Source organism: Bacillus sp. GMa5/1 (assembly GCF_050172015.1).
Classification (GTDB): domain Bacteria; phylum Bacillota; class Bacilli; order Bacillales; family Bacillaceae_G; genus Bacillus_A; species Bacillus_A cereus.
In genome coordinates this window covers 1-6042 of record NZ_JBNLYC010000215.1, presented here as the reverse complement: position 1 = coordinate 6042, position 6042 = coordinate 1, and the positions used below count along the sequence as shown (strand labels likewise).

Sequence of the window (6042 nt, the reverse complement as noted above, 5' to 3'; positions counted from 1 at the left end):
CCATATGGACAGCTCATTTACATAATTATCGTTATCAGGAATATCTCTATGTTTGTAATGAATCGTTTTTACATCATTTCCTTTTATGCGAAAAGTAATTGTGTCCTCTCCATAAGGCGGATTGTGTGCACCCTCAAAAGTTTAAATTTTAAAATCCCTCATTAACTAGCTCTTTTATCGAGTTTAATTTTGAAGAAAGCTCGATAAACCATTCTTCATCCCCTGTTAATAATGCAAGATCTATAAGATAAAGGATTTGTTCCTTATTTATTACCTTTGATTCAGGGAGTTTGTTAACGTGTTTACTAAAGAGTAAAATCGCTTCGTTTATTGTGTACTGGCCGTCACGTTTCACAATACTAACTGTAACTATATCCTCTACATCATCAAGTGATACAATATAACCAACTATTAATTCACCTTCATTTGATATTCCACGAACCCAATCTCCTACTTTTAAAACATGATTATTATTTGACATCATACCGTTTCACCTTCCTATAAATATTTTTTGTGACAATAAAAAAGATATAAAAACAATTATACTGTAATATTTTTCATTACATTTAAGTGTTAAGAACTCACGGCTATATAATAATTAAGCCGCTTAACGCTCTTGATTGATAAGGTCAACAACTTCTTTCATTGTATAATTCTTTAAGTATTCACCTAGATGCTCTTCAGCACCTAAGAAAATAGCGAAAAGAACTTTTCGCATGTTCGAACCTACAACACACTGATTGTTTGATTCTGGACACTTCGGCTGCAAAGCACCTTCAGAGGTTATCTGATAAATATGCCAAAGATTAATTTCATCTAAATCGCGAGCGAAAATAAAACCGCCACCAGTCCCCTCTTTCGATTGTATAAACTTATGTTTTTTTAACAAACTTAGTACTTTGCGAATGCGTACTGGATGTACACCTGCACTTTCTGAAATAGCATTACTTGTTGACATCCGATCTGGCTGTAAAGCTAAATAAGTTAAACTGTGTATGGCCAAGGTAAAGTCGCTGTTCATGATTTTCCTCCTACGATCAAAAATATTGTTTCTCATATATTAACTGTAGCCATAAATATTACAGATAGGTTAGAACGTTAAAACATATAGAATACTTCTTGCCATAAAAAATTAACTCTCTTATATTCTATCCGGTCCCACCTATATCTGATAACTTCATTTAGCTTTTTAAGTTGAAAATAAAATTAAACACTCCACTGTTTCTTCACTTGTTCTTCTGCCAACTGTTTAATTTTTGTCCAAATCGTATCTTTACTCACAATAACATTTGTTTGATAATTTCTATCATTATAATTAACTGTAACACATACTTCAATCATCTTCTGCTTCCTCCTTTCAAAAAACTTTTTCTAAAAATACTACTTATTAATTGGCCAATTTTTGCAATTCAATGTTCAAAAACGTTCGAACGCTACGTGGTAAAAATTTACGAATTTCTTCCTCATTAAAACCAATCTGCAATCTTTTTTCGTCCAGCATAATTGGGCGACGTAACATTAGTGGATGCTCAATTATTAATGTATAAAATTCATTGAGCGAGAGCTCCTCAATATTTATATTTAAGTCCTGAAAAGTTTTGGATCTAGTTGAAATAATTTCAGTAGCCCCCTCTTCAGTTAAACGAAGAATTGATTTAAGCTCATCAACTGTCATAGAATTTGATACGATGTTTTTTTCAATATAATCAATTTGATGCTCTTCAAGCCATGCTTTCGCTTTTCGGCATGAGGCACAGCTTGCTGTTGTATATAGAATTACCATATTTAACTCACTCCTTTAATGTTATGAAACGTACATTTTAAACATCGGTTATTGAAATGTATTAAAAAAAATTACAGTTTAGAATCAAATACAAGCAATATTATTTATTCGAGAATATTTAATTTATCTACATTTTACAGACGATAACAACTCACTTCTAAAAACTATACTGTAATTTTAAACTTTACAGTTCTATAAATCAAATGTTAAGTCTTGGATTCATTCTATTAACGTATAATAGGAGCAGTTGAGACAATACTTGCCTCAACCGATTTTTATATCTCTTTATAATTTTTTGCAGTAATGACTGTTTCAAACTCAAAGGTTTCGGGTAGATGATCTGCATAAGAATATTCAAAAGTTCGTCCATCCGTTAAATAAGCTACTTGTTCAACTCGCATTAGGAAATTCTGATTTGTTAAGTTCATAAACTGCTTTTCCCTATCATCTGGGCGAATTCCTTTAACCCTGACAACAGATGTCCCTACTTCAAGACCAAGTTTATTTTGAATATGTGAGTATATCGACTCCTCTAAAACAGAAGCCTCAACACCTGGGATAACCGAAATTGGCATCCATGTATGCTCCATAATCGTCGGAATGCTGTGAATGATGCGGAGGCGAATGATTTTATAGACGAAATCACCGATTGAAACTCCCAATTTCTCAGCAACTACTTCATCAGCCCCAACAATCGCAAACTCGATAATTTTACTTTCTACCTCACTGCCGTATACAGCTTTCGTACCCGTTAAAGTTTGAATCATTCGTGCCTTTTCCTGTTGACGCCAATCTTGCACCACTGTTCCACTTCCGCGCCGGCGGATGATGTAGCCATCTCTAACTAATAGATCCAGCGCTTTCTTAATAGTAAGGGCTGAAACACCAAATTCTTCAGCAAGGACGGGGCTACTCGGAATTTTTTCGTTGATTTTATATTCACCATCTAAAATTTGCTGTTTAATCTTTTGATAAATGCCGAGGTATTTTACTTGTGTTGATCCGCTTGCCATTTCCATACCTCCTTTATACTGCAAACTCTCTTCTATTCATTCAAATGTAAAGCCTCAAGTTTGTAAACTGAAGGTGATGGGGCAGCAAATCCATTTTCTAAGATTTCAATATTCGTTACCGCTTCTTCGTCTTTCACAAGTTTTGGTGCACCATTTATAATTGTTTCATACGCGGCATCATAGAAACGACCGTAATCACCAAGTGGCGTTTTAATTTGTTTTTCAATCCAGTCACCATTTGCATTACGATACTTAGCAACTCCATAGTACATCGGTGAATCTTCACCAAATCCTGCACTCTCAGGCATAACACCCGCTTTCAAATCATTTTCCTGCTGATCTTCACCATATTTAATAAATGATCCGTTTGTTCCATGAACGATAAAGCGTGGATAATCTTTTGCTACGACATGGTTCGTTTTCAGCTTAATCTTCAACTGATTTCCGTAATGTAAACCAACATCGAAATAGTTATCAACCGCACCTTCCATTTCATTATTACGAATATCGTATGTAACCGTATCTGGACGGCCGAATAGTGAAATCATACGGTCCATCGTATGAATACCTAAACTGTAAAATGAACCTTCTTCTTTTGGAGCTTCATGAGTGATTGAACCAGGACGGAAATAATCAATATGTGATTCAATCTCAATAATATCACCAAGGAATCCTTGTTCAATTACTTGCTTCACAGCTAAAAAATCACCATCAAAACGGCGGTTTTGATAAGGCATAACTACTACACCTTTTTCTCGTCCTAAAGCTAATAATTCTTTCGCATGTTCCACTGTATCGCAAAATGGTTTTTCAACGATAACTGATTTTCCAGCAAGTATAACTTTTTTCGCTAATTCGTAATGCGTATGTGCTGGCGTACAGACCGTCACCACTTGAATTTCCTTGTCATTCAACAATTCGTCCAAATCAGTAGTGAAGTAAACACCTTTTCCCTTATATGGAGCCGCTAATTTTTCATTTATTTGACGTACAAAAATCGTTTTTATTTTTATATTATTACGCGTGTTTACATAAGGTAAGTGATAGCGGTTAGCTGACTTTCCAAATCCAATAAAGCCCATTGTTAATGTCATATTTTTCAACTTCCTTGCTCATAAATTTTCATTTCTATATTTATTATATAATTTAATCATTAAAAGTATATAGTTTTAAATTTATAATTATATATTAAATAAAAAATCCACGATAAAATTCGTTCTCACTATAAGTTATGGACCTATAAAGTGAAACTTTAATCAGTGGGGCGATTTATTCTCTACTGATTATTTACCCGTAAATACCGGGATGAAAAGGAGCGTAATGAACATGGCATATACTACTATATCTATGGAAATTTTCGGATCAACTGAACAAGTATGGCAATTAATCGGAGGTTTCAACTCCCTTCCAGACTGGTTACCTTATATACCTAGCAGTAAATTAACTGAAGGCGGTCGTGTACGTCATCTAGCTAATCCAGATGGTGAAACAATTATAGAACGCTTAGAAGTATTCAATGATAAGGAACGCTACTACACGTATTCAATCATGAATGCACCGTTCCCGGTCACTAATTATTTATCTACAATCCAAGTTAAAGAAGGTACTGAAAGTAACACATCGTTAGTAGAGTGGTCTGGTACGTTCACTCCTGTTGCAGTTAGTGATGAAGAGGCAATAAATCTATTTCATGGTATATACAGCGATGGACTGAAAGCATTGCAGCAAGCATTTCTAGATTGATTCATGTAATTGATTGAGACGAAAAAGTTAATTAACAGTCAAACATTCGACTTTGTGGTTAAGTTCATTATGAAAGATAAACAAATACAAATTTCATGCCTGCTTGTTAATGACAAGAAATAAAAAATACTACCTCCAAATGGAAGGTAGTATTTTTTTATTAATCAGGAAAAACAATTAATCCCTCTTCTTTTTCTTGCTGTTTTAAATCTTCTTCTGGGAATGTTACAGTTGAATTTTTATCCCCTGTTTTTTTTGTTTCTTCACCTGGAAATACGAAAGTTGAATTTTCTTTTCCTTCATTTTTTTCTACGTTATCTGGAAATACCATAGAATCATTGGTAGTTAAATCACTATGAAAACCAAGGTTAGACAAAATCGCTTTTAAATCTGGTAAAACCCCTATTTTATCAGATGATGGGTCATTAGACTTTGTGCCTGTATTAGGATTACTTAAAATTGCTCTCAATTCTTTTGGTGTATATGCCTTACCTAAATGTTCTTTAGCAATCCCTTGAATTGATACAGCAGCCCCAGCGATTATAGGCGAAGCGCTAGAAGTACCACGGAAATTAGAAGTATAACGATTCATTATACTCTGATCTGTAACTTTTTGTCCTTTACTATTTTGATTTTGATATGTATCTAATGTATCAACATACTCTCCCCAACCATATACATCAATTCTACTACCATAGTTAGAGAAACCTAAACGTTTATGAGGAACTCTTGCAGTAGATGCTCCAACTATAATAGCTCCTGAATCTTTAAAGTCTGGACTATTTCGATTTAAAATCAGTTTACCATTACGGTCTTTAAATTTATCTAAATCAATCCCACCATTACCAGCTGCTTCTACAATAATAATACCTTTATCTGTACCTTTACGAATTGCGTTAAATATACTCGGGTATACTTCTACTGGTAAAGGGTCATCTCCATATCCATCATATTTAAAGGATTCTTCTATTAATAAAACATCTCCAGCCTGTAAAGAATCTACGGCACTTAAAATAGCATCTCTTACATCGATTCTCCCATTATCTCGGATCACTGAAATTACTTTTGCCTTTGCTTTTGGTGCAATCCCAATGTTCCCAATCCGATTGTCAGCTGCAGAAACAACACCTAGAACTGAAGTACCATGAGAAAGATCATTACTCATTTTTCCAGACATAAATTCAATATTTTGACCGACTAAATCTTCATGATTTAATAACCAGCCTTCTTCCAAATCTACAAAAGTTGCTCCTTGACCATCTCCTCCTTTAATTCCCCAAGCATAAGGAGCATTAATTCCTAAAGGTGCCTCTTCAAGATATCCCTGTCTCGAAAATCTAGGTTCATCATAAGGATTGACTGATAATACAGGCAATCTCGAGCTAGTTGTTGTATTTATACTCTTATTAGAACGAACTAGTATTTTACTAGAATTGTCATTAGCAGCATATACTGTATTTGTTACAAATGTCGTACCTACCCCAGCAAAAGTTGTAATTGCAA

The 6042-nt window shown here is 34.2% G+C and carries 8 protein-coding genes and 1 pseudogene; 1 reads left to right on the top strand and 8 read right to left on the bottom strand.

Annotated elements, in window-relative coordinates; genetic code table 11:
* The 7 genes and pseudogenes from ACQGSG_RS25690 to ACQGSG_RS25660 all read right to left on the bottom strand — a co-directional run.
* Positions 1 to 141: pseudogene (locus tag ACQGSG_RS25690) on the bottom strand (DUF3888 domain-containing protein); the annotation flags it as partial.
* Positions 142 to 148: 7 nt separating this feature from the next.
* Positions 149 to 484, bottom strand: coding sequence for an IDEAL domain-containing protein (locus ACQGSG_RS25685; protein WP_000987462.1), 336 nt, complete (start codon positions 482 to 484; stop codon positions 149 to 151).
* Between the two features lie 123 nt (positions 485 to 607).
* Positions 608 to 1021, bottom strand: coding sequence for an Rrf2-family transcriptional regulator SaiR (gene saiR, locus ACQGSG_RS25680; RefSeq protein WP_001083465.1), 414 nt, complete (start codon positions 1019 to 1021; stop codon positions 608 to 610).
* A 185-nt stretch (positions 1022 to 1206) separates the two neighbouring features.
* Positions 1207 to 1341, bottom strand: coding sequence for a BA3454 family stress response protein (locus ACQGSG_RS25675; protein WP_000573532.1), 135 nt, complete (start codon positions 1339 to 1341; stop codon positions 1207 to 1209).
* Positions 1342 to 1387: 46 nt separating this feature from the next.
* Positions 1388 to 1783, bottom strand: a complete 396-nt coding sequence (spxA, locus tag ACQGSG_RS25670) for a transcriptional regulator SpxA (RefSeq protein WP_000236190.1) — start codon at positions 1781 to 1783, stop codon at positions 1388 to 1390.
* Between the two features lie 275 nt (positions 1784 to 2058).
* Complete coding sequence (locus ACQGSG_RS25665; protein WP_325842303.1) at positions 2059 to 2796, bottom strand: GntR family transcriptional regulator; 738 nt, start codon at positions 2794 to 2796, stop codon at positions 2059 to 2061.
* 32 nt (positions 2797 to 2828) lie between these two features.
* Positions 2829 to 3890: an oxidoreductase gene (locus ACQGSG_RS25660; RefSeq protein WP_000176647.1), complete on the bottom strand. Its 1062-nt coding sequence runs from the start codon at positions 3888 to 3890 to the stop codon at positions 2829 to 2831.
* A gap of 232 nt (positions 3891 to 4122) precedes the next feature.
* On the opposite strand from ACQGSG_RS25660, the gene ACQGSG_RS25655 reads away from it, so the two are divergent.
* On the top strand, positions 4123 to 4539 hold the full coding sequence (locus ACQGSG_RS25655) for an SRPBCC family protein (RefSeq protein ID WP_000332044.1): 417 nt from the start codon (positions 4123 to 4125) through the stop codon (positions 4537 to 4539).
* 160 nt (positions 4540 to 4699) lie between these two features.
* On the opposite strand, the gene ACQGSG_RS25650 is transcribed toward ACQGSG_RS25655, so the two are convergent.
* A partial coding sequence (locus ACQGSG_RS25650) for a S8 family peptidase (RefSeq protein ID WP_426948320.1) occupies positions 4700 to 6042 on the bottom strand: 1343 nt, incomplete at its 5' end.

Coding starts and splice junctions, on each gene's coding strand:
- ACQGSG_RS25685 (WP_000987462.1), bottom strand. CDS start 484: ATGATGTCAAATAATAATCATGTTTTAAAAGTAGGAGATTGGGTTCGT.
- saiR (WP_001083465.1), bottom strand. CDS start 1,021: ATGAACAGCGACTTTACCTTGGCCATACACAGTTTAACTTATTTAGCT.
- ACQGSG_RS25675 (WP_000573532.1), bottom strand. CDS start 1,341: ATGATTGAAGTATGTGTTACAGTTAATTATAATGATAGAAATTATCAA.
- spxA (WP_000236190.1), bottom strand. CDS start 1,783: ATGGTAATTCTATATACAACAGCAAGCTGTGCCTCATGCCGAAAAGCG.
- ACQGSG_RS25665 (WP_325842303.1), bottom strand. CDS start 2,796: ATGGCAAGCGGATCAACACAAGTAAAATACCTCGGCATTTATCAAAAG.
- ACQGSG_RS25660 (WP_000176647.1), bottom strand. CDS start 3,890: ATGACATTAACAATGGGCTTTATTGGATTTGGAAAGTCAGCTAACCGC.
- ACQGSG_RS25655 (WP_000332044.1), top strand. CDS start 4,123: ATGGCATATACTACTATATCTATGGAAATTTTCGGATCAACTGAACAA.